Source organism: Pantoea sp. B9002 (genome assembly GCF_013385945.1).
Taxonomy (GTDB): Bacteria; Pseudomonadota; Gammaproteobacteria; order Enterobacterales; family Enterobacteriaceae; genus Pantoea.
Window position 1 is genome coordinate 179683 of record NZ_JACAPA010000010.1, and the last position, 25323, is coordinate 205005.

A 25323-nucleotide genomic window follows, 5' to 3' on the forward strand; every position below is an offset into this window, starting at 1 on the left:
CTTCGTAATAATCGTCTGACGTAAGCAACGTAAGGATCGCGTAAAACCGGCTGCGTTCGTTGTGGACTCAGGACAAAATAGCGGCAATTTACACGAGAGATAACGATGAAAATTCTGCTGGTTGATGATGATGTAGAACTTGGCACCATGTTGAGCCAATACCTGATTGCTGAAGGTTTTGAAACACAACTGGTTTTAACCGGTAGCGCCGGTGTGGAAGGTGCGTTATCGGGCAACTATACCGCAATGATTCTCGACATCATGCTGCCTGATATGAGCGGCATCGATGTACTGCGCCAGGTGCGGCAGAACAGCCGGTTACCGGTGATTATGCTGACGGCGAAAGGCGATAACATTGATCGGGTGATTGGCCTGGAAATGGGTGCGGATGATTACATGCCGAAACCGTGCTATCCGCGTGAACTGGTGGCCCGTCTGCGCGCCGTGCTGCGTCGCTTTGAAGATCAGACTCCGCTGCCGGATAAGAAAGAGCTGCTGCGCTGGGGCGATTTGAGCCTCAATCCTGCCACGCGTATCACTGAGTGGCAGGGCAAAGCGTTCGATCTGACGGCTTCAGAGTTTAACTTGCTGGATCTGCTGCTGCGTGCGCCGGATCGCGTGGTGTCGAAAGATGAGCTGTCGGAAAAAGGCCTTGGCCGTCCGCGCGAAGCTTACGATCGCAGCGTTGATGTGCATATCAGCAACATCCGTCAAAAGCTGGCAGCCTTAACCGCCGACAGCGTCAACATTGAAACTGTGCGCAGTATTGGTTATCGCATTCGATGAAACACAGCTATCGCGGCCGCATGTTCTGGAAGATTTTGCTGGGCTTCTGGATTGTGTTTGTCATTATCAGCCAGCTGTTGTGGCTTGGCTTTACGCTCTCCGGTAATCGACATGAGCCGCCAGAGCTGGTGGCGATTCGGCGTATCGTCAATCTTCAGATGGCGTCGGCGGTTTCAGTGCTGGAGCGCGGTGGTCCCAGTTCGCTTGATGACATGATGGCCGACTGGGAACCGAACGATCGGCAATTCTTCTCGGTGATCCAGCACGATAAGCCCGCCGCGACGCCCAACAATGCGCCGCCAGAAAGCATCAACGAACCCTTTCAGGGACCGTTTCCTGATGTGATTGTGCGCTGGGTGAAAGGGCAGGATGGCAAACAGTACGAGCTGCGTTACGACGTTAAAGGCTTGCGCGAAGACAGCTCAATGGGCGGCGGCCGCCCGCGCCGCATCCTGAATATCCCCGAACCGATGTTTACCTTCGCTGGCGCATTGGGGCTACTGTTTAGCCTGCTGCTGGCGTGGAACCTAACGCGACCAATGCGGCAGCTGCGTGAGGGCTTTGCGCGCGTCTCCAGCGGTGATTTGTCGGTGCGGCTCTATCCGGTGATGCGTAAACGCCATGATGAACTCTCGAACGTTGCGCAGGATTTTGATGCGATGGTGGAGCGCCTCGATACGCTGGTAAAAGCGCGAGAAGAGCTGCTGCATGATATTTCCCACGAGCTGCGCTCTCCGCTGGCGCGCTTGCAGCTGGCGACCGGCCTGGCGCGCCAGACGCCGGAATCTGTTGAATCCTCGCTCAATCGCATTGATGAAGAGGCCCGACGCCTCGACAAAATGATTGGCGAGCTGCTGACGCTTTCGCGCGCTGAGCACGAAAGTATGCCGGGCGAACAGTATTTCGATCTCACCGGCTTGCTGCATGCGGTGGTCACCGATGTGCGCTACGAGGCGCAGATTCCCGGCGTGAAAGTCGATTTTCAGGTGGATGATAATGCGGATTACACCGTTCACGGTAATGCGGAGCTGATTCGCCGTGGCGTGGAGAATGTGCTGCGCAATGCGCTGCGTTTCTCACACAAAGGGCAGCACATCAACGTGCGGCTGCAGGCGGAGAATCAGTGGCTGGCAATTAGCGTGCGCGATCAAGGGCCGGGCGTTGATGAAGAGAAGCTTTCGAGCATTTTCGATCCTTTTGTCCGCGTGAATTCTCCGCTGATGGGCAAAGGCTACGGTTTGGGGTTATCGATTGTGCGTAAGGTGATTCTGGCGCATCACGGTGAAGTTCAAGCGGTAAATCGCCCGGAAGGTGGTCTGGAGCTGACGTTAAGGCTGCCGCGCTGGAAACCGGAATAAGGCTTGGTGCACTAGGTCAGGACGACGGGGCAGATCGTAAAGACGGCATAAACCGTCCCTGGGCCTCGTCTCGCGCCTTCCCTGGCGCGAGACCCTTTACTCCTCTGCCCCGTCGTCCCGACCTCTTTCCGCATTGTGCGCGCTGAAAGAGGCAAGGGTAGGGCAGTCTCAAACAAAAACGGCACCCATTGGGTGCCGTTTTACAATTCTCACGAATCAGCCGAAGCTTACTTCTTGATGCGGATAACCGGAGTCTCGCCCACAGTTACCTGACCGGAGAGTTTGATCAGATCTTCAATCTCGTCCATGTTCGAGATTACAACCGGCGTCAGCGTGGATTTAGCTTTCTCTTCCAGCAGTGCCAGATCAAACTCGATCACCACGTCGCCTTTCTTAACCTTCTGGCCTTCTTCAGCGATGCGTTTGAAACCTTCACCTTTGAGCTCAACCGTGTCGATACCGAAGTGAACAAACAGTTCGATGCCGTTATCAGACTCGATTGAAAATGCGTGGTTAGTTTCGAAAATCTTGCCGATAGTACCATCAACCGGTGCAACCATTTTGTTGCCGGTTGGTTTGATTGCGATACCGTCACCAACGATTTTCTCAGCGAATACCACATCAGGTACGTCTTCGATATTTACGATTTCGCCTGACAGAGGCGCAACGATATCAATAGTGCCTGACGCGCTCTCTGATTTTTCGCCAAAAAGTTTAGAAAACAAACCCATGATCTTCTCCTAAGCAGTAATTTGAGGCTAGCGTCCGTGGATCAGCAGAGCGTTTTTTCTTTAATGAACTTGTTGACCAAATTCATCAAATCATCCGCTGTTGGTTGATCCAGAGCCTGCTCCGCCAATGCCTTCGCATCTTCGAAATTAGTATTACGAATGATTTTCTTGATGCTTGGGATTGAAATGGCGCTCATGCTGAATTCGTCCAGCCCCATTCCCAGTAACAGTAGTGTAGCACGTTCATCACCAGCCAGCTCACCACACATGCCGGTCCATTTCCCTTCGGCATGTGATGCGTCGATCACTTGCTTAATGAGGCCAAGAACAGATGGCGTCATTGGGTTATAGAGGTGTGAAATCAAATCATTACCACGATCGACCGCCAGAGTATACTGCGTCAGGTCATTTGTCCCAATACTAAAGAAGTCGACTTCTTTCGCCAGATGGCGAGCAATCACTGCGGATGCTGGCGTTTCAACCATGATGCCCACTTCAATGGTCTCATCAAAGGATTTGCCTTCTTCACGCAGTTGCGCTTTCAGCAGCTCCAGTTCGCCTTTCAGAATGCGAACTTCTTCTACTGAAATGATCATTGGGAACATGATGCGCAGTTTACCGAAAGAGGATGCACGCAGAATCGCGCGCAGCTGCGCATGCAGAATCTCTTTGCGGTCCATGGCGATACGAATCGCGCGCCAGCCGAGGAACGGGTTGTCTTCTTTCGGCAGGTTCATGTAAGGCAGGTCTTTGTCGCCGCCGATGTCCATGGTACGCACGATAACCGCCTGCGAACCCACAGCTTCAGCAACCGCTTTGTAAGCCTGGAACTGCTCTTCTTCGGTTGGCAGTGAATCGCGGTCCATAAACAGGAACTCGGTACGGTACAGGCCAACACCTTCTGCGCCGTTACGTTCTGCACCAGCGACATCGCGCACGGTACCGATGTTAGCGCAGACTTCAACCTGATGGCCGTCCAGCGTAATCGCTGGCAGATCTTTCAGTTTCGCCAGTTCATGCTTCTCAGAAAGATATTGCGTCTGGATCGCTTTCAGCTCTTCCAGTTCCTGCTCTGAAGGGTTGACGTAAATCTTGTTGTTCACGCCATCAATGATCAGGAAATCACCGTTTTTCACGGTGGTGGTCACGTTACCGGTGCCGACAATTGCTGGCAGCTCAAGTGAACGCGCCATGATAGAGGTGTGCGAGGTACGTCCACCAATATCGGTGATAAAGCCCAGCACCTTTTTCAGGTTCAGCTGTGCGGTTTCTGACGGCGTTAAATCTTTCGCCACCAGAATAGATTCTTCAGCAATCGCGCTCAGATCAACAATGTGCAGACCGAGAATGTTCTGCAGCAGACGTTTACCGATATCACGTACGTCAGCCGCACGCTCTTTCAGGTATTCATCATCCAGCTCTTCCAGTGCAACGGCCTGGCCTTCAATCACGGTGTGAGCAGCGGCGTCAGCGGTAGCGTGGTCTTTTTTGATGAGGTCGATGATTTCCTGCTCAAGCTCTTCGTCTTCGAGCAGCATGATGTGACCTTCAAAGATCGCAGCTTTCTCTTCACCGAAGGTTTCACCGGCTTTAATGCGAATGGCTTCGAGCTGTGTAGCAGCTTTGCTGCGTCCATCGAGGAAGCGCTGAACTTCCTGCTCAACCTGATCGTCAGTAATTTTTTTACGGCTGATGACGATCTCATCTTCCTTCAGCAAAAGTGCGTTGCCGAAAGCGATACCCGGTGATGCTAAAATGCCTGAAATCATAACCCTACCTTTTAATCACGATGGCTCATTGACCCGATGCGTCGCCACTGTCGCGGAGCAGTACTCTAAAGATGCAATAACGCGGACAGGTTGTCCGCGATCAAGATATTTGCACTCAATGGGGCAAAGGGGTCGGTTTAGTTGCGAACTGAGCCGGTTACTCCAGCTCAGCCATCAGCTTGACCAGGTGCTCAACCGCTTGCTGCTCGTCTTCACCTTCGGCAGACAGCGTAACAACCGTACCTTGAGTCAGACCCAAAGTCTGCAGTTTGAACAGGCTTTTCGCGCTGGCAGATTTGCCATTGGAGGTCACAGTGATTTCTGACTGGAAAGCCTTTGCTTCTTTCACGAACTGAGCTGCAGGACGAGTATGAAGGCCGTTAGGTGCGGTAATGGTAACTTCTTGCTGGAACATTCTATTTCCCCAACTTTATCAGGTTTGGTGTTATGGATCTAAAGTCTAGCCTGGAGCCGTAACTTTAGCCTGTGTAGGTGCGCTGGTATGGCATTAAGCTCACCACAAAATGCGCTCGAATGAGTACGTCATTAACAGTGACAGATCAAAAACTGCACGAATGCGTCACTCTTCTCATTATGCCGTGATTCGCCGTTTCGCCAAATCAGTAAATCGATTCAGCTTGATCCACTTCAAAGGCAGATTAATTTCAGGCACCGAAATAATTGGAAGCTTAAATACCAGAGCCGCATCACTGAAAGCAATCTGTCTGGTGATAAAAGTGAGATCTGCACCACAAAAAAGCACCCATTCGGGTGCTTTTTTCGTCAGTTTCAGACTTTAAGCATCACTGCTGGAGTTCTTTCTCAGTGAAGAGATCGGCAAACAGTGCGGTACTTAAATAGCGTTCGCCGGAGGAGGGCAGAATCACCACGATGTTCTTGTTGGCGAAGGCTTCGTCTTCCTGCAGCTTCAGCGCGGCAGCAACGGCAGCACCTGAAGAGATACCCGCCAGAATGCCTTCTTCTTCCATCAGCTGACGTGCAGTGCTAATGGCTTCTTCATTGGTGATCGCCACTACGCGGTCGATCAATTTCAGATCAAGGTTGCCAGGAATGAAGCCGGCACCGATGCCCTGAATTTTATGTGGGCCCGGTTTGATCTCTTCACCCGCCAGCGCCTGAGCAATAACCGGTGAATCGGTTGGCTCAACGGCAACGGTAATCAGCTCTTTCTTGCCTTTGGTATTCTTGATGTAGCGACTCACGCCAGTCAGCGTACCGCCGGTGCCCACGCCCGCGATGAACACGTCAACTTCGCCGTCGGTATCTTCCCAGATTTCTGGGCCGGTGGTTTTTTCGTGGATTTCCGGATTGGCTGGGTTGCTGAACTGCTGCAACAGCACATATTTATCCGGATCGCTGGCGACAATCTCTTCCGCCTTCGCGATGGCACCTTTCATGCCTTTTGGACCTTCGGTCAACACCAGGTTAGCACCCAGCGCTTTCAGCAGCTTGCGGCGCTCAATAGACATGGTTTCTGGCATGGTCAGCGTCAGCTTGTAACCGCGCGCTGCAGCGACGTAAGCCAGCGCAATACCGGTGTTACCGCTGGTTGGTTCAACCAGCTCAACGCCCGGCTTCAAAATACCGCGTTTTTCCGCGTCCCAAATCATATTGGCACCGATACGGCATTTGATGCTGAAGCTCGGGTTGCGCGACTCGACCTTAGCCAGAATGCGGCCGTTACCGATGCGGTTCAGTCGAACCAGCGGCGTATGACCAATTGTCAGAGAGTTGTCTTCATAGATCTTACTCATAGCTCGTCCTTAACTGTATGAAATATTGGGAACCCTCAGAGCATACCTTTTCTAATGATGTGCGGAAGGAAAGAAATCGCATATCTATATAGCGCACAACCATAAGCCTTACGCAAAAATGCATAAGGCAAGTTAAAGCTTTAGCGGCGCGCATGTTGTGCGTGATAACGATCCACCCACATGGCCGTTGCACCGCATACCGCAACCGGCAGAATCGCCAGATTGATAATCGGGATCATGGTGAACAAGCTAACCAGCGCACCAAACTGCATATTCGCGCTTTTGTGCTGGCGCAACGCCTGGCGCATCTGCTGGAAACTCACTTTGTGGTTATCAAACGGATAATCGCAATACTGCACGGACAGCATCCACGCACTGAATAAAAACCATAGAACGGGCGCCACCGTTTGTCCAAATCCGGGGATGAAGTGCAGCAATAGCAAACCAAGCGCACGCGGCAAATAGTAGCCGAGCTTCTGAAACTCTCGCTTCATGATGCGCGGTACGTCTTTTATCAGGCCCACCCAACCGCTATCTGGCAATGGCGTTCCGGTCAATCGCCCTTCAAGCTGCTCGGCGAGCAAGCCACAAAAGGGAGCAGCAATCAGGTTCGCCAGAGTCGAAAAGAAGTAGCTGAACACCAACACAATCGAAATCACCGATAACGGCCACAGCAGATAACTCAGCCACTGCAGCCAGTCGGGGATATGTGACATTAACGCCGGGATCCACTGACCCAAACGCTGAAACAGCCAGATAAAAGCACCGCCAAGCAGCACAATGTTGATCAGTAGCGGCATGATGACATAGCGACGAATGCCGGGCAGCCGCACCAGTTTCCATCCTTCAGCGAAGTAGTGAACACCATTAAATGTTGAGACCGAATTTCCTGCGGGCATAGCGAGCCTTTCTCCTAAATATAGCGGCGCGACCATCATAACCTGGCTTTTTGTCGGGTTCAGGCAGTGTTTGCGCGAAAAAACAGCAAAAAAGCGTGGGGCAGCTATCTAATTTGTCAGAAAATACTGCACAGACTTGCACTTGTTTAGCTGGGCAAATACAGTTAGAGGATAAAGTTTGCCGTGGTGGCAAGGTATTGGAACAACAGAGAATACAATGATGCAGGATTTGCGTCTGATATTAATCGTTGTTGGCGCGATCGCCATAATAGCGCTGCTACTTCATGGACTGTGGACCAGCCGTAAAGAGCGCTCCTCCGTGTTTCGTGATCGCCCGCACAAACGTCTGAAACAGCGCGAAGAAGCCGATGAAGATCTGCTGAGCGAAGAAGATGATGGCGTCGGCGAAGTCCGTGTACGTCGTCATCGTGACGCGGATGAAGAACCTGAATTCACTGCACGTCCAGCTAGCGCGCAACGTGCGCCTGAACCTGTGCGTCAACCGGCATCACGTCAGGCTGACCCATTATTAGGCGATCCGCTGCTGGATGATGAGCCGGAAGTGCGTAAGCCGGTAGCGCCGCAAGCGCCAGTGGCGAAGCCAATGCCAGCGCCTGCTCCACAATCGATTCAAGCCGATCCGCTGCTGGATAATGAACCGCTTTCCGCAACGCAGCCTGCGCCTGAATTCCTGGCGGCAGAAGAGCCAGAATTCGAACCTGAAGCGCCAGCTGCGCATCAACCGGAAGCGCCACAGCCAGCGGCTGCTGCGCCAGGCAGTAAAAAAGAAGCGGTATTAGTGTTGCACGTCGCTGCACATGCGGGCGGCGAACTGAACGGTGAAGCGCTGTTGCAGGGCATCCTGCAGGCCGGATTCCAGTTCGGTGAAATGAACATTTTCCATCGCCATCTCAGCCCAGCCGGCAGCGGTCCGGTGCTGTTTAGCCTGGCGAACATGGTGAAACCGGGTTCATTCGATCCGGATCAAATGGGGAATTTCTCTACGCCAGGCATTTCCATCTTTATGATGGTGCCGTCGTACGGCGATGCGAATCAGAACTTCAAGCTGATGCTGCAATCCGCGCAGCGTATCGCCGATGATGTGGGCGGCGTGGTGCTGGATGATGAGCGTCGCATGATGACGCCGCAGAAGCTGGAAACCTACAAAACGCGTATTCGCGAAGTTATCGGTTAATCGCCGCTAGCTGAGTCAAAACAAATACAACCCCCGCATGTCGGGGGTTTTTTATCGGATAAGAGACTATGAAATCGGTTCAGGAGCAGATCACCGCGCTGCGCACCACGTTACGTCACCACGAATATCTCTACCACGTGATGGATACGCCGGAGATTCCGGATGCAGAGTATGACCGATTGATGGTTCAGCTACGCGAGCTGGAAAGCGCACATCCTGATTTGATTACACCTGATTCACCCACCCAACGCGTGGGCGCGGCACCGCTTGCCGCTTTCGAGCAAGTGCGTCATGAAGTGCCGATGTTGTCGCTTGACAACACCTTTGATGAAGCGGGCTTCCTTGCCTTCAACAAACGCGTGCAGGATCGCCTTAAAAGCACTGACGAATTGACTTACTGCTGCGAGCTCAAGCTGGATGGTTTAGCCGTGAGCTTGTTATATGAAGATGGCCTGCTGGTGCGTGCGGCGACGCGCGGAGATGGCACCACCGGCGAGAACATCACGGCAAATGTGCGCACAATTCACGCCATTCCGCTGCGTCTGCATGGCGATAACATTCCCGCACGCGTTGAAGTGCGTGGCGAAGTGTTTATCACCGAAAGCGGTTTTGAAAAGCTGAATGAAGAAGCGCGTCGCACCGGCGCGAAAGTCTTTGCTAACCCACGCAACGCCGCAGCCGGTTCACTGCGCCAGCTCGATCCACGCATCACCGCTAAACGTCCATTGACCTTCTTCTGCTACGGCTTTGGTCTGCTGGAAGGCGGTGAAATGCCTGCCAGCCATTGGCAACGTCTGCAACAGTTTAAGGCGTGGGGATTGCCAGTCACCGATCGTATTCGCCTGGCACACAGCGCCGATGAAGTGCTGGCGTTTTATCGTCAGGTTGAGCAGGAGCGCCCGTCGCTCGGCTTCGATATCGATGGCGTGGTTATCAAGGTCGATTCACAGGCGCAGCAGGAGCAGCTCGGCTTTGTGGCGCGTGCGCCGCGCTGGGCTGTGGCCTTTAAATTCCCGGCGCAGGAACAGATGACGTTTGTGCGCGATGTCGAATTCCAGGTGGGCCGCACCGGCGCGATTACGCCAGTCGCGCGTCTGGAGCCGGTTCAGGTTGCGGGCGTTGTGGTGAGCAACGCTACGCTGCACAACGCCGATGAGATCGCCCGGCTGGGTTTGCGCATCGGTGACAAAGTGGTGATTCGCCGCGCCGGAGACGTGATTCCGCAAGTGGTTAACGTGGTGGAATCAGAGCGCCCGGAAGAAACGCGTGAAATCGTCTTCCCGAGTCATTGCCCAGTATGCGGTTCAGACGTTGAGCGCGTGGAAGGTGAAGTGGTGACGCGCTGCACCGGCGGCCTGATTTGTGGCGCGCAGCGTAAAGAAGCGCTTAAACACTTCGTTTCGCGTCGTGCGATGGATGTCGATGGCATGGGCGATAAAATCATCGATCAACTGGTTGAGAAAGAGTACGTCTTAACGCCAGCCGATCTGTTCCGTCTTACGGCCGGTAAGCTAACCGGGCTTGATCGCATGGGCCCGAAATCGGCACAGAACGTGGTTGATGCGCTGGAAAAGGCCAAATCCACAACGCTGGCGCGTTTCCTCTATGCGCTGGGTATTCGTGAAGTGGGCGAAGCCACCGCCGCCAACCTTGCCAATCACTTTGGCGAGCTGGAAAAGGTGATGAACGCCGATCTCGATGCGCTGATTGAAGTGCAGGATGTCGGCAAAGTGGTGGCGACGCATGTGCGTAACTTTATGGATGAAGAGAGCAACCGCGCCGTTATTCGCGATCTTACCGAAGAGATTGGCGTGCATTGGCCGCAGGTTGAAGTGGTCAATGTCGAAGAGATTGATAGTCCATTTGCCGGTAAAACCGTGGTGCTGACCGGCTCTCTGTCGCAGATGAATCGCGATGATGCCAAAGAGCGTCTGGTGGCGCTGGGCGCTAAAGTGAGCGGCAGCGTGTCGAAGAAAACCGATTTGCTGATTGCGGGTGAAGCGGCCGGTTCCAAGCTGGCGAAAGCGCAGGAGCTCGGCATTCCGGTGATCGACGAAGCGGAAATGATTCGCCTGCTCGGAGCGTAACGTGGATAAACAGCAACTGGTTGAAATCGCCAATACCGTGATGCCGTTCGGCAAGTACAAGGGCAGAGTGCTGATTGATGTGCCGGAGGAGTATTTGCTGTGGTTCGCACGCAAAGATGAATTTCCGGCCGGTAAATTAGGCGAATTGATGCAGCTGACGCTGACCATCAAGATTGAAGGGCTGGAAGGTTTAATCAAACCGCTCAAGCGCCATGAATAACAGAACGGCCCGCATTTGCGGGCCGTTGTATTTAGGACTTCTGCGCTTCTACTTGCTGCTGCGCCAGCCGTTTTTCGTTGCCGGCTTTGTAGCGCTGGGCAATGAAAGAACACACCATTAACTGCACCTGATGGAAGATCATCAGCGGCAGCACGATAATCCCCACGGAACTGGCCGGGAACAGGATATTGGCCATCGGCACACCGTTCGCCAGACTCTTTTTCGAGCCACAGAACAGCACCACAATCTCGTCCGCACGGCTGAAACCAAACAGGCGCGATGCTGCCAGGTTAATCGCCAGTGCGATAAACAGCACCAGCACGCTGCCGACCAGAATCCACAGCAAGGTATCCACGCCCACGCGATGCCAGATGCCGTTCACCACCGCTTCGCTGAACGCGGAGTAAACCACCAGCAGAATCGAAGTTTGGTCGGTTTTACCAATCAGGCTGCGATGTTTCTCGACCCACGCGCCAATCCAGCGACGCGAAAGATGTCCTAAAACAAACGGCACCAGCAGTTGCAGCATGATTTTGCCAATCTGCTCCAGACCGTTGCCCGGCATTTCGCTGTGAACATTCATCACCAGATTCACCAGCAGCGGCGAGACAAATACGCCGAGCAGGCTGGATGCTGAAGCCGCACATACCGCAGCGGCGACGTTGCCGCCCGCCATTGAGGTGAAGGCGATTGAGGATTGCACGGTCGCCGGCAGAATACATAAATAGATAAAGCCGGTGTAAATCTCCGGGCTAACGTTAACCGGATGCCACCAGACAATCAGCAAACCGATAATCGGGAAAATCACAAAGGTGCTGCACATAATCCACAAGTGCAAACGCCAGTGGCTGCTGCCGGCGATGATCTTCTCGCGCGACAGTTTGGCACCATGCATAAAGAACAGCAGGGCGATGGCGGCAGTGGTCAGATACTCGAAGATGTCGACAAAGACGCCTTTGGCAGGAATAAAGCTGGCCAGCAGCACGGTAATGATGAGTTTAATCATCATCGGATCGAGGCGTAAAAATCCCATTGTTAAAATCCGGTTAAATTTAAAAAAATGATGGTGCTGATTGTGCGCTCGCTGGGTTTAGAAATAAAATTGATTTATTGCATCAATCTATGAGCGATATCGATGAATTACACCTTACGTCAGTTGCGCACCTTTGTGGCGGTGGCGCATCACGGCAGCTTCAGTCTGGCCGGACAAGCGATTGGTTTAAGTCAGTCGGCGGTCAGCCACAGCATTAAAGAGCTGGAAGCGGAAATGAGCGTGCGCTTGCTCGATCGCACCACGCGGGAAGTGATGCTGACCGAAGCGGGACAGCAATTGGCCACGCGGCTTAATCGTCTGCTGGACGATCTCAATACCACCGTGTTGGATGTGCGCAGCTATGGCGAACAGCGCAGCGGCACGGTGCGTGTCGCCGCCAGCCAAACGCCTTCTGCCCATCTGATGCCGCAGTGTCTGGCCAGCAGCCAGCAGCGCTATCCGGATATCCGCGTCATCCTGCATGACCGCGTGCAGCAATGGGTGCTGCAAAGCGTACGCAATGCGGAGGTTGATTTTGGCATTGTGATTGGCCCTCTTAACGACACTGATTTCGACAGCGAAGAGATTCTGCAGGAGCCTTTTTTATTGCTGTGTCATGAGGATGACGAGCTGGCGCAAACTGAACAGGCGCAATGGTCGATGCTGGCGGGACGCAATATGGTGCTGCAGGATTATGCTTCTGGCAGTCGCGTGTTGGTCGACGCCGCGCTGCAACAGCTGGCGTTGAGTGTGAATGTGGTGCAGGAAATCGGTCATCCCGCCACGCTTTATCCGATGGTGGAAGCGGGGATTGGCATCAGTATTCTGCCTGCGTTGGCTTTGCCATTGCCGTCAGGGCGCAAACTCACGGTGCGGCGTCTTTACCCGGAAATTAACCGCAGCCTGATGCTGATAAAGCGCAAAAACCGCTCGCTGACACCCGCTGCAGAAGCGATCTGGCAGGAAGTGCGTCAGCAGGCAGCCCTGCTGACGCAACAACGCATGCTAAAGCCGGCGTTTTAAACGTACACGTTGATTTGATTGGTATCGGTTGGACGGTTAATACCATCCGCTTTGGTCGCCGCAGGTTGCTGTGCTTCCTGTTTCTGCTGCGCTTTCTCGGCTTGCTGCTGCTCAATCTGCGCGATTTGTGCCTCAATCATTTGAATCTGTGATTGCAGCATCTGCTCTTGTTCAGATTTTTGTTCATCTGTAAGCGTATCGTCGCTCGAAAGATCTTTCAGTTGTTTGGTGATGGTTTGAATCTGTTTGTTAAGGCTGGCGATTTCTGAGGTCGATCCGCCGCCGCTACTCGCCGTGCTGATACTGCTAACGCTTGAGATGGTAGACATGGTTTTCTCCTTGCAATAGACCATTATCGTTATCGGTCAAAGCATAAGGAGGCTTGAGGGCAGGGAGTGTTAAGCTTGCGAAAAGGTTTTGTTGGGATTTGGCGCGTTAATCACAGATTTAATGCATAGCAAAAAGGCGCCTTTAGGGCGCCTTTCTACATTGGTGGGTCGTGCAGGATTCGAACCTGCGACCAATTGATTAAAAGTCAACTGCTCTACCAACTGAGCTAACGACCCGAAGTGGTGGGTGATGACGGGCTCGAACCGCCGACCCCCTCCTTGTAAGGGAGATGCTCTACCAACTGAGCTAATCACCCACTTCGGTACTGCTTAACAAGAGTGTCATCTGACTAAGATATGGTGGGTGATGACGGGCTCGAACCGCCGACCCCCTCCTTGTAAGGGAGATGCTCTACCAACTGAGCTAATCACCCATATCTTATCTCTTGTTCACTGCGGGCCATCTTTAAACCTTCTAAAGAGTGGTGGGTGATGACGGGCTCGAACCGCCGACCCCCTCCTTGTAAGGGAGATGCTCTACCAACTGAGCTAATCACCCCCGCTGTGTGGAGTCGCATTATAGGGATCCTTCAAAGTGAGTCAACGGTTTTTAAAACTTAAATGTGCGTTCGCTTTAAAAATAATCATCGTGGGGCGCTTTTAGCCAATGTGCTGGTTTTATTAGCAGAAAAGCGCACAGCAAACCGGGATGCCACCGCGACAATCATTGAGGAATCAGCCTCACCTGCTAGAATGTGCGCACTGTTTTTTCGCGTTAACCCGTTTTTTTGTCATCCAGACAATGAAACCTGCGCATTTAAGGCAATGCTGAATGAAAATCAAAACTCGCTTCGCACCCAGCCCAACGGGCTATCTGCACGTAGGCGGTGCTCGTACTGCTCTTTACTCCTGGCTTTATGCTCGCCATAACAAGGGCGAATTTGTTCTGCGTATCGAAGATACCGATCTGGAGCGTTCCACACCGGAAGCCATTGAAGCCATCATGGATGGTATGAACTGGCTGAGCCTTAACTGGGATGAAGGTCCGTATTATCAGACCAAGCGTTTTGATCGCTACAACGCGGTGATCGACGACATGCTGGAAGCAGGCACGGCCTATAAATGCTACTGCAGTAAAGAACGTCTCGATGCGCTGCGTGAAGAGCAGATGGAAAAAGGCGAAAAGCCGCGTTACGACGGCCGCTGCCGCGACAGCCATGAACATCACGCCGCTGATGAGCCGTGCGTGGTGCGCTTCCGCAACCCGCAGGACGGTTCTGTCATCTTTGACGATCAGATTCGTGGTCCGATTGAATTCAGCAATCAGGAACTGGATGACCTGATCATTCGTCGTACCGACGGTTCGCCAACCTACAACTTCTGTGTGGTAGTGGATGACTGGGATATGGGCATCACTCACGTGATTCGTGGTGAAGACCATATCAACAACACGCCACGCCAGATCAACATCCTGAAAGCGATCGGTGCAGAAGTGCCAACCTACGCGCACGTCTCGATGATTTTGGGCGATGACAGTAAGAAGCTGTCTAAGCGTCATGGCGCTGTCGGCGTGATGCAGTATCGTGATGACGGTTATCTGCCGGAAGCGCTGCTCAACTATCTGGTGCGTCTCGGCTGGTCACATGGCGATCAGGAGATTTTCAGCGTGCCGGAAATGGCAGAGCTGTTTACCCTTGATGCTGTGAGCAAATCGGCCAGTGCTTTCAATACTGAAAAACTGCAGTGGCTGAACCATCACTACATTAATACGCTGCCGCCGGAGTACGTTGCTACGCAGCTGCAATGGCACATTGAGCAGCAGAAGATTGATACCCGCACCGGTCCGGAACTGGCCAAGCTGGTTACTTTACTGGGCGAGCGTTGCAAAACCTTGGTAGAGATCGCGGCATCTTGCCGCTACTTCTATGAAGAGTTCGAAGCCTTTGATGCTGACGCGGCGAAGAAGCATCTGCGTCCGGTCGCGCGTCAGCCGCTGGAAGTGGTGCGCGACAAACTGGCCGCGATCAGCGACAGCAACTGGAACGCAGAGAATGTGCATCATGCAATTCAGTCTGCGGCAGATGAACTGGAGCTGGGGATGGGGAAAGTCGGTATGCCGTTGCGTGTGGCGGTGACCGGTTCTGGTCAGTCGCCAGCGCTGGATGTAACGGTGGAAGCGATTGGTCGCAGCCGCAGCGTTGCGCGTATTGAAAAAGCGCTGGCATTCATCGCTGAGCGCGAAGCAAACGCATAATATGAAAAAGCCGGAAGCATCTGCTTCCGGCTTATTTATTCTTCCTGAATCCCCAGACGTTCCAGTACGCCCCGAATTCCCTCCCGCAACAACAACGCCGCAAATTGCTCTTGCTCCGCTGCCGTCATTTGCTGGACAGAATTTATTAATAACGCAGGTAACGTATTTTGTTGTGCACCGTAATTAGCCGCCGGTTCGTTCGCGTGGCGGGTGGATTGAACAAAGCTCTTTACACGCTCATCAATATGGATCAATCGCGCTTTACCGCCCTGAACACCGGGCTTTGGCGTGGTTGTCCAGTTTTCACGCTTGATCCATTTATTCACCGTTTGCCGACTGTAGCCCGTTTCCAGCGCGAGCTCCTCGGGGGTAAGCCATTCCTTTTTCACGATGCTGTCCCTGTTAAATACATTAGTTCTACATATTACAACAAAACGTAACGGGGAAAAGTAACCTGAACAGAAAATGCCTTCTGCTCTCCAACAAAAGGCAAAATTCGGTTAATGCGCTTCGCTCACTGCGGGTTGTTCCGGACGGAAAGCGATGAAATAGGTGAGGCCAACAAAAATTGCACCGCCCACGCCGTTACCGAGGAACACCGCGATCACGTTTGGCGCAAATTCCGCCCAGCTCATCTGGCCGGCAAAAATCGCTGCCGGAACAATAAACATGTTAGCGACAACGTGCTGGAAGCCAATCGCCACGAACGCCATCACCGGGAACCACATACCGAAGATTTTACCCACCACATCTTTGCTGGCGAAGGCGAGCCACACCGCCAGACACACCAGCCAGTTGCAGCCCACGCCGGAAATAAAGGCGTGCAGGAAATCGGCATTCACTTTAGCGTGCGCAATCGCTACGGTTTTCTTCAGGTAATCGCCTTCGGTCATGCCCAGCATGTGACCAAAAAACCATGCTACGGCAACGCTACCAATGAAATTGGCGACGGTAACCCAAAACCAGTTACGCAGAACGCTGAAGCCACTGATACGACGTGCGAACCAGGCGATGGGCATCGTCATCATATTGCCGGTCAGCAGCTCGCCGCCCGCCAGCACTGTCATGATCAACCCGACCGGGAACACCGCGGCACCCAGCAGCACGCCGAATGAACCCCATTCAGCAGGCAGTTGGTTAATGACATGCAGATCGAGCAGGAAGCCGGTGGCGATAAACGCACCAGCCATAAAGCCAAGAATCAACAAGGTGGAGATAGGCAGGCGGCTTTTAGCCACGCCAGCTTGAATCGCCAGTTGGGCGATCTCTTTAGGTGTATGCAGCGACATAGTTCACTTTTCTTTTATGGATTAATGGGGACGTTGCTGGCCGGTCATTGAGAGAACACCCTGGCAGGATGACCGGTTAATTAGCGCGCTAAGTTTTACACGCACTTTTAACGAAAACAAGACTGTTCCTAACATCTTTAACCTTAAGTTAACGCTGGGTTGAGGTTGGGTTAGGGAAGCATTGCCGGATGACGCATATAAATAGTCGCGAACCGGGATGGAGTGTTGAAAAAAAAGCCATGCTGACGCGGGGTTGACGCCTTTTTCAGCGATCAAACACAGAACGAGAATTTGACGTTGACACTCAAGGGGCGGTTTCATATTATCCCGTCCGTCGAGTTTACTCGGCAGTTTTTCGGTTCGGGGGTATAGCTCAGCTGGGAGAGCGCTTGCATGGCATGCAAGAGGTCAGCGGTTCGATCCCGCTTATCTCCACCAAACCGCTCCCAACGGTTTGACCGAAAAATGATTTCCAGATGTGGGGGTATAGCTCAGCTGGGAGAGCGCTTGCATGGCATGCAAGAGGTCAGCGGTTCGATCCCGCTTATCTCCACCAAATCTCTGTTCGTTCTGAACACATTCAAAAAAATCACCTTATAAACGCAACGCAATCAATTGCGATTTTTGTCGTTGTAGGGTCGCCATTTATGGCGACCACATTACTGTACAACGCGCAATGATTGTCAGGCCGTAACAGCCTGCGGCTGCAACTGCAGCACCCGGAAACCGTGTGTGCCATCGCGATCCAGCTGCGCCACCAAACCGTATTCCCAGTCCAGATACGCCTGCATCACGCCCGCTTCAATATCGGTGCCTTCATACGGGCGACGATAGCGATCGATGGCCGGTGACAGCAGTTGCTGCTCTCCTTGCTCCGTCGGCAAACCCGCACTGCGCCAGGTAGCGTTACCGCCTTCCAGCACAAACACCGGTTTGCCGGTCAGCTCAGCCACTTGTTCCACTGCATAACCCGCCAGCAGGCTACTGCCGCAGGTCAGAACATAGCGCCGTGCCTCCGGCAACAATGCTTTGCCTTGCTGCTGCAGGGTAGAGCGCAGCAACCAGGCCGCGCCCGGAATATGACTATTGAGATGGTTCGCGCGCGTGGTGAAATCCAGCACTTGCGTTTGCCCTTCCTGCAGCCATTCCGCTAACTGCTGCGGTGAGATGAATTCGGGTTGAGCGACGGGCGGCACCTGCGCTTTCCAGTTACCGGTTTCACTGAAATCACTGGCCTGCAGCTCCTCCAGTACCGAAACCTGCCAGCCAAGCTGCGCCAGCCAGGATGCGGTCATATTGGCGCGCACGCCGTCATCATCAATCAGCACGATGCGCGCACCGCGCACGCTGGCGTAATGATCGGTCTCCTGCACCAGTTGACCTCCCGGCACGTGGCGGCTGCCAGGCAGATGCCCGGCAGCGTATTCGTCGGCATCACGCACATCAAACAGATAAGTGGTGCGCGTCTCCTGCTGCCAGCGCTTCAGCGTGGCGAGCGGGATACGTTCCACACCGGCGCGATCGGCGATGCTGCGCGCATGGTTCGCCGCCTGACGCTGAGCGGTTTCGCTGGCCTCGCCGTAGCGGCGCGACTGGCCTTTATCCAGCGCATGCCCGGCCAGCGTCCAGCCGATGGTGCCATTGCGCAGCGCGAACACCGGATTGCGAATCCCGGCATTCACCAGCGATTGCGTGCCAATGATGCTGCGCGTGCGACCGGCGCAGTTCACAATCACTGTGGTCTCCGGCGATGGCGCGATATCACGCACGCGCAGCACCAGTTCACCGCCCGGCACGCTGGTGGCACCTGGAATACTCATGGTTTGATATTCATCGAAACGGCGCGCATCGAGCACCACCACATTGGCATCGCTGTTAATCAGCTGATGTACCTCGTCCGCAGACAAGGAAGGCGTGTGATTGTGATGCTCAACCAGCTCGCCAAAGGCTTTGCTGGGTGAATTCACGTCGATAAACAGTTCGCCGCCCGCCGCTTGCCAGCCGGCCAAATCCTCTGCCAGCAGCGCGACATTGCTGTAACCCAGCGCGGCAATGCGCTCGGCAGCGGTTTGCGCCAGGCCTTCGTTACCGTCATACAGCGTGATTGCGGTGGTGCGCTGCGGAATGCGGTCCAGCAGCTCAAGCTCCAGTTTTGACAGCGGAATATTCACCGCAAACAGCGGATGCGCGGTGGCAAACAGCGCTTCATCGCGCACATCGACAATCGCCACTTCCTGCTGCTGACGCAGGGCCTCAATAATTTCCGCCGCCTGGCGTAAAGGGAAAACCGGTTTAGTCATGTGAAAGGTCCCAAATGTTCGGTAAGTAACGGTTGCTGTAACCGGAGATAAATGCTTTTTCACTGCCGTCTTCGCGGTAGACCGCGCGTTTGACCGCGCCAATGTTGGCGCCGTAAACGTGAATGCTGATGGAGACGCGATCGTCATAGGCGTTGCTGACGCGATGAATATCGCCCACCGTCGGCGACACCGCTTCAACGCTGCCGGGATCGAGTCGGACTGGCGCGCCTTCCGGCTGCAATCCGTTCGGCCCCGGCTGCCAGGATTGTGATATTTCCGCGCCGCGCAGCATGCCAATCAATCCCCAAACGCGATGGTCGTGAATCGGCGTTTGCTGGCCCGGTCCCCAGACGAAACTCACTACCGAAAAACGCTGCTGCGCATCGGCATACAACAAATATTGTTGATAGTGTTCGGGATGAGGTTGGGTAAAGGCGTCGTCCAGCCAGTCGTCGTGGCGAATCAACTCGCCAAGCCACGCGCTGCCATGCTGTAACAGCGTGGCTTCCTCCGGCTGCGTATCCAGCAGGTTGGCAAGATTGGCGACAAAATCACGCAGGCGCTGGTGCTGATACTGGCTCATAAGCTTCAGGCGCTCCTTTTGTCGGCCGCTGAGAGCGCATCGACTTTCTCGCGCGTCAGCGGGATCAGCTCGCGGCCATATTCCACCGCATCGTTAAGCGGATCGAAGCCGCGAATCAGCACGCTATGAATGCCAAGGCGATAATATTCCAGCAGCGCATCAGAGACTTGCTCCGGCGTTCCCACCAGCGCGGTAGAGTTGTAGCCGCCCTGAACCAGTTTTGCGACGCCGGTCCACAGCACTTTATCCAGACGATCGCCTTCATTGGCGGCGGCAAGTAAACGCTGGGCGCCAACGCTTTGCGGCTTCGCCTTACCAAAGGCAAAGCCACTTTCGTTGAGCTGTTTCTCGGCCGTGGCGCGGATGTGCTCCGCACGTTCCCATGCTTCTTTTTCAGTTTTGCCAAGAATCGGCCGGAACGAGATGTTGAAGTTGATGGCGCGGCCCTGTCTGGCGGCAGCGGCACGCACATTGCGTACCGTCTCTTCCGCGCCTTTCAGCGGTTCGCCCCACAGCGCAAATACATCGGCATGGCGTGCTGCAACATCAATCGCCTCCTGCGACGATCCGCCAAAATAGATCGGCAGTTTTTTCTGCAGCGGTTTGATGGCTGAGAACGCCTGCTCGGCCTGATAAAACTGGCCTTGATGATCGTACGGCTGCGTGGATTCAAGGCTCTGCTTCAACACGGTGAGGAACTCATCGCTACGCGCATAGCGCTCGGCTTTATTGAGGAAATCACCGTCGCGGCGCTGCTCGGCATCGCTGCCGCCGCTAATGATGTGCACCGCTAAGCGGCCGTCGGTGAGGTGATCAAGCGAAGCCAGTTTGCGCGCCGCTAATGTCGGCGACACAAAACCGGGACGATGCGCCAGCAAAAATTTCAGCGTCGAAGTGTGTGCCGCCGCGTGCGCGGTGACCAGAAAGCCATCCGGCTGATCCGACCAATAGCCCACCAGAATGCGATCAAAACCGGCGTCTTCGTGCGCCCGCGCAAAACGCGCAATGTAATCTTTATCGAACAGCGGGCCGCTAGCCGGAATGATTTCGGAGGCGAGGCGGTGGCCAATCATGCCAAGGAATTGAATGCTCATGCGGTTCTCCTGAAGTGACGTCATGGAGAAAAACTACGGGCGCAGGCGGTGTGAACGGAAATTCAATATTGTGCAAAGGTTTTGCGTTTAACAGTAAAGCGGGTGATAGCGGGGGAAAAGCGCAGGCGACGCGGGATAGAACCGATTGAAATAATTAAGAAGAGAAGGGCGAGCCGCAGCTCGCCCCTTATATCAGAAGGCCAACACCAGACCAGCGATAGCGGCTGACAGCACGCTCACCAGCGTTGAACCGTACAGCAGTTTCAGGCCGAAGCGTGAAACCACGTTACCTTGCTCTTCGTGCAGACCTTTAATCGCACCCGCCACAATCCCGATAGAGGAGAAGTTAGCGAAGGAGACGAGGAACACCGAGAGAATACCTTCCGAATGTGGCGACAGCTGACCGGCGATTTTCTGCAGATCCATCATTGCCACGAATTCGTTGGAAACCAGTTTGGTCGCCATGATGCTGCCCACTTGCAGCGCTTCGTGTGAAGGAACGCCCATCACCCACGCAAATGGATAGAACACATAACCCAGCACGCCCTGGAAGCTGATGCCGAAAATCAGATCGAACAGCGCGTTCAGACCGGTAATCAAGGCGATAAAACCAATCAGCATTGCGGCAACAATCATCGCAACTTTAAAACCGGCGAGAATGTATTCGCCCAGCATTTCGAAGAAGCTCTGGCCTTTATGCAGATCCTGAAGTTGCAGATCTTCTTCGCTATCCACGCGGTACGGGTTAATCAGCGACAGCACGATAAAGGTGCTGAACATGTTCAGTACCAGCGCGGCCACCACATATTTTGGCTGCAGCATGGTCATGTAAGCGCCGACAATCGACATGGAAACCGTCGACATTGCAGTCGCTGCCATGGTGTACATGCGGCGCTGTGACATTTTGCCAAGGATATCTTTATAGGCGATGAAGTTTTCTGACTGTCCCAAAATCAGAGAGCTTACAGCGTTAAAGGATTCCAGTTTGCCCATACCGTTTACTTTTGACAGCACGGTACCAATGCCGCGAATCACCCACGGCAAGATGCGGAAGTGCTGCAAAATACCGATTAACGCAGAGATGAAAATGATGGGGCAAAGCACGTTGAGGAAGAAGAAAGCGAGACCTTTTTCGCTCATATTGCCAAACACGAAGTTGGTGCCTTCGGCGGCATATTTGAGCAGATGATCAAAGAAACCGGCGAAGCCCTGCACAAAGCCGAGACCGATGGATGAGTTCAGGAAGAACCAGGCCAGCAGAACTTCGATTACCAGAAGTTGAACGATATAACGAAGACGGATGCTTTTACGATCGTGGCTGACCAGCAAGGCCAGCACCGCTACCACCACTAGTGCTAAAAGAAAATGCAAAACATGGGACATGTCGGCTCCAAATTTGAGGAGGGTTGTATTTTGTTGCGTATTCTATGTAACGCGTTACTTAAAAACGAGATCAAAACCACATTATAAGTATTCGCTATCGCGTTTTTTCTCAGATAAGTCTGACCGCTCACAACCCTATTACAAATTCATCACAAGAAATATCCACAAAAACATTGTCTATAAAATGACCCAAGAGTAGAGTCATTTGCGTTGCACTTATTTTTAGCAAGAACTGCCTTTACCGCAATGTATAGCAATGGCTATACTTTATAGCACCATCTATTAATACAATAACTATAACCAAATTTCATCTGCCTTGAATGACCCTTAATCTGGACAGGTCAACAAGCGTTAGGACAGGGTAAAACTATGCTAGAAAGCCGCACCGCCGAGCGCGCCGCTCGCGGAGCCAGAAAGATCAAACTCGCGCTGCTGGGCCCCGCCTTTATTGCGGCGATTGGCTACATCGATCCCGGCAACTTCGCGACCAACATTCAGGCCGGCGCCGCCTACGGCTACAAGCTGTTGTGGGTGGTGGTGTGGGCCAACGTCATGGCGATGCTGATCCAGCTGATGTCCGCCAAGCTGGGCATTGCTACCGGCAAAAATCTTGCAGAACACATCCGCGATCGCTTCCCGCGTCCGGCGGTGTGGTTCTATTGGGTGCAGGCGGAAATTATCGCCATGGCCACCGATCTTGCTGAATTTATCGGCGCGGCGCTCGGCTTCAAGCTATTACTCGGCATCTCGCTGCTGCAGGGCGCGGTGTTAACCGGTATCGCGACCTACCTGATTCTGATGCTGCAAAGTCGCGGACAGAAGCCGCTGGAACTGGTGATTGGCGGTCTGCTGCTGTTTGTGGCGGCGGCTTATATTGTGGAGCTGTTTTTCTCCCAGCCCAAAGTCAGTGAGCTTGTGGTTGGCATGGCGCTGCCATCGCTACCAACATCGGATGCGGTATTCCTTGCTGCTGGCGTGTTAGGCGCTACCATTATGCCGCACGTAATTTATCTGCACTCGGCGCTAACGCAGCACGGCAACAAAGGCAGCAAGGCGCAACGCTACAGCTCAACCAAGCTGGATGTGGCTATCGCCATGACCATCGCTGGCTTTGTGAATCTGGCGATGATGGCAACCGCCGCCGCCGCGTTTCACTTCAGCGGTCACTCCAGCATCGTCGATCTCGATCAGGCTTACTTAACGCTGCAACCGCTGTTGGGTGAAGCCGCGGCGATTGTGTTTGGTTTGAGTCTGGTGGCTGCCGGCCTCTCCTCTACCGTGGTCGGCACGCTGGCGGGACAAGTGGTGATGCAGGGCTTTATCCGCTTCCACATTCCGCTGTGGTTCCGCCGCACCATCACCATGTTGCCCTCCTTTATAGTGATTTGGGCGGGCTGGGATCCGACGCGCATTCTGGTGATGAGTCAGGTGCTGTTGAGTTTTGGTATCGCGCTGGCGCTGATTCCGCTGTTGTCCTTTACCGGCAACCGCGAATTGATGGGCGATGAGATGGTGAACTCGCGCCTGATGCAAAATGCCGGGCGGCTGATTGTGGTGCTGGTGATCGCCCTCAATCTCTATTTGCTGGTCGGCGAAGCGCTCGGTTGGTAACGGCGTTAGAAAAGAAAAATCCCGCCATTGAGCGGGATTTTTTGTTTAGTGATGATGGTGATCGCGATGACCACGACGATCATCATGTCGATGGTCGTGGCGGTGATGTTCACGACGTTCACGCTCATGCCAGCGGCGTTCGCGCTCACGTTCATAGGCGCGATGACGTTTCCACTCTTCGTGACGCCACCAGCGATGATCGTTGTACTGATAACGATCGTTCCACCAGCGCGGCTCGCGCCAGCGACCGCCGTCCCAGTAATTACCGTGACGATCGCGATCGCCGAGATGCAGCGTAACGCCCGGACCCAAATTGATGGTGGCGCTGTCGGCTTGTGCTGTGCTGATAGCCAACGGGGATAAGGTTGCCAGCAAGGCGGCAAACAAAATGGCACGTTTCATAACTTCTCCTTTTCAGTAGCTTATAACTGCCACCGTTGCGCTAGTTTGCCACATCGGACCAGGTAAGCCCTTGAGAATCAGTCTGAAAACGCTGAGGGAAATCTGAAATGAGAATTTTCTGCTGCGGAAAACGCCCGACAAATGCCGGGCGGGTAAACGGTTACACTAAGATATTGTGGATGGCGTCGATCTCGTCCTGGCTCAGCACCGGCTGGCTCAACATCTCAACCGCATTATCAATTTGCGCGGTTTTGCTGGCACCAATCAGCACCGAGGTGACACGCGCATCGCGCAGCACCCAGCTCAGCGCCATCTGCGCCAGCTTCTGGCCGCGCTGCTGGGCGATCGCCTGCAGCTGACGCACTTTTTCCATCTTCTCTTGAGTCAACTGGTTTTCATTCAGGAATTTACTGCCGCTGGCGATGCGCGAATCTTGCGGAATGCCCTGCAAATAGCGGTCGGTTAACACGCCACCCGCCAGCGGCGAGAAGGCGATACAACCAACGCCGTTGTCGCCCAGCACATCCAGTAAACCCTGCTCAGGCGTACGCTCAAACATCGAATAACGCGGCTGGTGGATCAGGCAAGGCGTGCCGAGGTCGCGCAGAATCGCAATCGCTTCGGCGGCTTTGTCTGCTGGATAGTTGGAGATGGCGGCATACAGCGCCTTGCCCTGACGCACCACCTGATCCAGCGCACGCATGGTCTCTTCCAGCGGCGTTTCGGGATCGGGACGGTGATGATAGAAGATATCAACGTACTCCAATCCCATGCGCTTCAGGCTTTGATCGAGACTGGAAATCAGATACTTGCGTGAACCCCAATCGCCGTACGGGCCGTCCCACATGGTGTAACCGGCTTTGGTTGAGATCACCAGCTCGTCGCGCAGCCCCTGAAAATCCTCGCGCAGAATGCGACCAAAGTTGGACTCGGCCGATCCCGGTGGCGGGCCGTAATTATTGGCGAGATCGAAATGGGTAATGCCGCGATCAAAGGCATGGCGCAGCAGTTCGCGGCTGTTATCGACACGCGTACTGTCGCCAAAGTTATGCCACAAACCCAGCGAAATCGCCGGTAACTTCAGGCCGCTACGGCCACTGCGACGGTATTGCATCTGTTGATAACGTTCGGGATGGGGAAAAGCACTCATGCAGCGTTCCTGTCTCAATAGGGGAGAAAGTGACATCAGCATAGCAGTGTAT

23 protein-coding genes and 6 tRNA genes are annotated in these 25323 nt (G+C 53.9%); 10 read left to right on the forward strand and 19 right to left on the reverse strand.

Annotated features, from left to right (window positions below):
• Positions 1–105: 105 nt before the first annotated feature.
• Together HX773_RS07975 and HX773_RS07980 are read left to right on the forward strand one after the other, a co-directional pair.
• A complete protein-coding gene (locus HX773_RS07975; RefSeq protein ID WP_008107810.1) occupies positions 106–786 on the forward strand; it encodes a response regulator transcription factor in 681 nt (226 codons plus the stop codon).
• Entirely contained in the window at positions 783–2144 is a 1362-nt protein-coding gene (locus HX773_RS07980) for an ATP-binding protein (RefSeq protein WP_176971118.1), read from the forward strand. Before HX773_RS07975 ends, HX773_RS07980 begins: the two co-directional genes overlap by 4 nt.
• Before the next feature lie 227 nt (positions 2145–2371).
• Here the strand turns inward: HX773_RS07980 and crr are convergent, their stop codons facing one another.
• The 5 genes from crr to cysZ form a co-directional block, all read right to left on the reverse strand.
• Positions 2372–2875: a PTS glucose transporter subunit IIA gene (gene crr / locus HX773_RS07985; protein WP_176971119.1), complete on the reverse strand. Its 504-nt coding sequence runs from the start codon at positions 2873–2875 to the stop codon at positions 2372–2374.
• Positions 2876–2916: 41 nt separating this feature from the next.
• The gene (gene ptsI, locus HX773_RS07990; RefSeq protein WP_176971120.1) at positions 2917–4644 is read right to left on the reverse strand and encodes a phosphoenolpyruvate-protein phosphotransferase PtsI; all 1728 of its coding nucleotides are present in this window, start codon (positions 4642–4644) and stop codon (positions 2917–2919) included.
• A 157-nt stretch (positions 4645–4801) separates the two neighbouring features.
• Positions 4802–5059, reverse strand: coding sequence for a phosphocarrier protein Hpr (gene ptsH, locus HX773_RS07995; RefSeq protein ID WP_007889063.1), 258 nt, complete (start codon positions 5057–5059; stop codon positions 4802–4804).
• Positions 5060–5447: 388 nt separating this feature from the next.
• A complete protein-coding gene (gene cysK / locus HX773_RS08000) occupies positions 5448–6419 on the reverse strand; it encodes a cysteine synthase A (RefSeq protein ID WP_007889072.1) in 972 nt (323 codons plus the stop codon).
• A 140-nt stretch (positions 6420–6559) separates the two neighbouring features.
• Complete coding sequence (cysZ, locus tag HX773_RS08005; RefSeq protein WP_176971121.1) at positions 6560–7318, reverse strand: sulfate transporter CysZ; 759 nt, start codon at positions 7316–7318, stop codon at positions 6560–6562.
• A gap of 217 nt (positions 7319–7535) precedes the next feature.
• Here cysZ and zipA point away from each other — a divergent pair, with 217 nt between their 5' ends.
• From zipA to HX773_RS08020, 3 genes are all read left to right on the forward strand, one after another.
• The gene (gene zipA, locus HX773_RS08010) at positions 7536–8513 is read left to right on the forward strand and encodes a cell division protein ZipA (RefSeq protein ID WP_176971122.1); all 978 of its coding nucleotides are present in this window, start codon (positions 7536–7538) and stop codon (positions 8511–8513) included.
• Positions 8514–8581: 68 nt separating this feature from the next.
• Positions 8582–10600, forward strand: coding sequence for an NAD-dependent DNA ligase LigA (ligA, locus tag HX773_RS08015; protein ID WP_176971123.1), 2019 nt, complete (start codon positions 8582–8584; stop codon positions 10598–10600).
• Between the two features lies 1 nt (position 10601).
• Positions 10602–10820 (forward strand): DUF3820 family protein, encoded by a 219-nt coding sequence (locus tag HX773_RS08020; RefSeq protein WP_176971124.1) that lies wholly within the window; start codon positions 10602–10604, stop codon positions 10818–10820.
• Between the two features lie 31 nt (positions 10821–10851).
• Here the strand turns inward: HX773_RS08020 and HX773_RS08025 are convergent, their stop codons facing one another.
• The gene (locus HX773_RS08025; RefSeq protein ID WP_101763582.1) at positions 10852–11853 is read right to left on the reverse strand and encodes a bile acid:sodium symporter family protein; all 1002 of its coding nucleotides are present in this window, start codon (positions 11851–11853) and stop codon (positions 10852–10854) included.
• A 102-nt stretch (positions 11854–11955) separates the two neighbouring features.
• On the opposite strand from HX773_RS08025, the gene HX773_RS08030 reads away from it, so the two are divergent.
• The gene (locus HX773_RS08030; protein WP_176971125.1) at positions 11956–12876 is read left to right on the forward strand and encodes a LysR family transcriptional regulator; all 921 of its coding nucleotides are present in this window, start codon (positions 11956–11958) and stop codon (positions 12874–12876) included.
• On the opposite strand, the gene HX773_RS08035 is transcribed toward HX773_RS08030, so the two are convergent.
• The 5 genes from HX773_RS08035 to HX773_RS08055 all read right to left on the reverse strand — a co-directional run bounded on the left by HX773_RS08035 (position 12873) and on the right by HX773_RS08055 (position 13764).
• Positions 12873–13205, reverse strand: coding sequence for a FlxA-like family protein (locus tag HX773_RS08035; RefSeq protein WP_176971126.1), 333 nt, complete (start codon positions 13203–13205; stop codon positions 12873–12875). The two genes, HX773_RS08030 and HX773_RS08035, sit on opposite strands and share 4 nt — an antisense overlap.
• A gap of 161 nt (positions 13206–13366) precedes the next feature.
• Positions 13367–13442 (reverse strand) — tRNA-Lys (locus HX773_RS08040).
• Between the two features lie 4 nt (positions 13443–13446).
• Positions 13447–13522 (reverse strand) — tRNA-Val (locus HX773_RS08045).
• A gap of 41 nt (positions 13523–13563) precedes the next feature.
• Positions 13564–13639 (reverse strand) — tRNA-Val (locus HX773_RS08050).
• 49 nt (positions 13640–13688) lie between these two features.
• Positions 13689–13764: transfer RNA gene (locus tag HX773_RS08055), tRNA-Val, on the reverse strand.
• A 273-nt stretch (positions 13765–14037) separates the two neighbouring features.
• Here HX773_RS08055 and gltX point away from each other — a divergent pair.
• The gene (gene gltX, locus HX773_RS08060) at positions 14038–15459 is read left to right on the forward strand and encodes a glutamate--tRNA ligase (protein WP_101763585.1); all 1422 of its coding nucleotides are present in this window, start codon (positions 14038–14040) and stop codon (positions 15457–15459) included.
• Between the two features lie 35 nt (positions 15460–15494).
• Here gltX and HX773_RS08065 read toward each other — a convergent pair whose 3' ends face one another.
• Together HX773_RS08065 and HX773_RS08070 are read right to left on the reverse strand one after the other, a co-directional pair.
• The gene (locus HX773_RS08065; protein ID WP_008102134.1) at positions 15495–15848 is read right to left on the reverse strand and encodes a YfeC-like transcriptional regulator; all 354 of its coding nucleotides are present in this window, start codon (positions 15846–15848) and stop codon (positions 15495–15497) included.
• A 111-nt stretch (positions 15849–15959) separates the two neighbouring features.
• Positions 15960–16748 (reverse strand): formate/nitrite transporter family protein, encoded by a 789-nt coding sequence (locus tag HX773_RS08070; protein ID WP_176971127.1) that lies wholly within the window; start codon positions 16746–16748, stop codon positions 15960–15962.
• Positions 16749–17110: 362 nt separating this feature from the next.
• Between HX773_RS08070 and HX773_RS08075 the strand changes: the two genes are divergently transcribed.
• Positions 17111–17186, forward strand: a tRNA-Ala gene (locus HX773_RS08075).
• Between the two features lie 42 nt (positions 17187–17228).
• A tRNA-Ala gene (locus HX773_RS08080) sits at positions 17229–17304 on the forward strand.
• A gap of 127 nt (positions 17305–17431) precedes the next feature.
• Here HX773_RS08080 and HX773_RS08085 read toward each other — a convergent pair.
• The 4 genes from HX773_RS08085 to HX773_RS08100 form a co-directional block, all read right to left on the reverse strand.
• Positions 17432–19048, reverse strand: a complete 1617-nt coding sequence (locus HX773_RS08085; protein ID WP_176971128.1) for a rhodanese homology domain-containing protein — start codon at positions 19046–19048, stop codon at positions 17432–17434.
• Positions 19041–19631, reverse strand: a complete 591-nt coding sequence (locus tag HX773_RS08090) for a cysteine dioxygenase (protein ID WP_176971129.1) — start codon at positions 19629–19631, stop codon at positions 19041–19043. Before HX773_RS08090 ends, HX773_RS08085 begins: the two co-directional genes overlap by 8 nt.
• Before the next feature lie 5 nt (positions 19632–19636).
• Positions 19637–20725, reverse strand: coding sequence for an LLM class flavin-dependent oxidoreductase (locus HX773_RS08095; protein ID WP_176971130.1), 1089 nt, complete (start codon positions 20723–20725; stop codon positions 19637–19639).
• 192 nt (positions 20726–20917) lie between these two features.
• Entirely contained in the window at positions 20918–22108 is a 1191-nt protein-coding gene (locus tag HX773_RS08100) for a NupC/NupG family nucleoside CNT transporter (RefSeq protein ID WP_176971131.1), read from the reverse strand.
• Between the two features lie 369 nt (positions 22109–22477).
• On the opposite strand from HX773_RS08100, the gene HX773_RS08105 reads away from it, so the two are divergent.
• Complete coding sequence (locus tag HX773_RS08105; protein ID WP_008101352.1) at positions 22478–23719, forward strand: Nramp family divalent metal transporter; 1242 nt, start codon at positions 22478–22480, stop codon at positions 23717–23719.
• Positions 23720–23764: 45 nt separating this feature from the next.
• Here the strand turns inward: HX773_RS08105 and HX773_RS08110 are convergent, their stop codons facing one another.
• The gene (locus HX773_RS08110) at positions 23765–24121 is read right to left on the reverse strand and encodes a DUF2502 domain-containing protein (RefSeq protein WP_176971132.1); all 357 of its coding nucleotides are present in this window, start codon (positions 24119–24121) and stop codon (positions 23765–23767) included.
• Positions 24122–24281: 160 nt separating this feature from the next.
• Positions 24282–25271 carry an L-glyceraldehyde 3-phosphate reductase gene (mgrA, locus tag HX773_RS08115; protein WP_176971133.1) on the reverse strand — a complete coding sequence of 330 codons (990 nt, stop codon included), beginning with the start codon at positions 25269–25271 and terminating at the stop codon, positions 24282–24284.
• Positions 25272–25323 lie beyond the last annotated feature (52 nt).